Origin of the sequence: Luteimonas arsenica, from assembly GCF_004352825.1 — a bacterium.
GTDB lineage: Bacteria > Pseudomonadota > Gammaproteobacteria > Xanthomonadales > Xanthomonadaceae > Luteimonas > Luteimonas arsenica.
Window position 1 is genome coordinate 1 of the sequence record NZ_SJRW01000006.1, and the last position, 1,184, is coordinate 1,184.

1 protein-coding gene is annotated in these 1,184 nt (G+C 68.0%); it reads left to right on the forward strand.

The window, feature by feature from the left end:
- Positions 1 to 222 precede the first annotated feature (222 nt).
- Positions 223 to 1,146 (forward strand): IS110 family RNA-guided transposase, encoded by a 924-nt coding sequence (locus tag E2170_RS13715; RefSeq protein ID WP_133001255.1) that lies wholly within the window; start codon positions 223 to 225, stop codon positions 1,144 to 1,146.
- Positions 1,147 to 1,184 lie beyond the last annotated feature (38 nt).

Below are 1,184 nucleotides of genomic sequence, written 5' to 3' on the forward strand. Positions count from 1 at the left end.
GGCCTAACGCCTTATGTCTTGAGTTTCCCCTAGCCTGAGAGCCGAGAGCCCGGCGTGCGCGCCCGATAACGCCTCGGTGTCAGCACCACCGTAATTCAGCAGGGGCCGCACGCCGGATCTCGCGCCCTGCGCCCGAACAGTTGATCGAGGTTGCCCTCGAACTGATAAGCGTGGGCCTCGGGCGCGATGCTCTCGGCCACTCAACTGTAGCGGAGAACCGGGATGACGGCAGCAGGGATCGACGTGTGCAAGGCCAGTCTGGATCTGGCCGTGGATGGGCAGCCGGGTGTGGTGGGGTTCGCCAACAACCGCGCCGGCATCACCAAGCTGGTCAAGCGCTTGCGGGCGCTCGGGACCACCCGGATCGTGGTCGAAGCCACCGGCGGCTACGAGGAGCCGCTGATCGAGGCCTGTTGCGACGCCGGCCTGTGGGTCGCCCGCGTCAATCCACGACAGGCCCGCGCCTTCGCCAGCGCCACCGGCGAGCTGGCCAAGACCGATCACATCGACGCCCGGATGCTTGCGCTCATGGCCCGGCTGTTCGCCGATCGCCTGCGACCCTATGTCGCGCCACCGCCGTGGCAACGCGAGCTCCGCGATTGGCTGCGCCGTCGCGGCCAGGTTGTCGTGGCCCTTCAAGCCCACAAGCAGCAGGCCGCCATGGCGCCACCTCCGGTCAGGAAGCTCGTTACCCGCACCCTCGCCGCCTTGGCTCGCGAGCTGGCCGCGATCGAGAAGACGATGAGGGCGCTGATCGCCGAGCACGCCACCCCGGCGCTCCGCTCGAGCAAGGGGCTGGGGCCTGTGTTCCAGGCCACCGTGCTCGCGCTGCTGCCCGAGCTTGGCCATCTGGACCGAAGGCAGATCGCCAAGCTGATCGGCGTGGCGCCGATGAATCGCGACAGCGGGCAAGGGCAAGGCAAGCGCCGCATCCGCGGCGGCCGCGCCCCGGTTCGCGTCGCGCTCTACATGGCCACGCTCTCGGCTGTGCGCTGGGACCCGACGATGAAGGCGCACTACCAGCAGCTCAGGTCCCGCGGAAAGCTGGGCAAGATGGCACTCGTAGCGTGCATGCGAAAGCTGCTCGGGATCATCAATGCCAGGCGGCGCGATGAGCTGCGGGCCGAGGGCATGGCAATGGCTTGAACGGCACGCTTCAAGACAGTTGCTGAATTAAGCCGCGC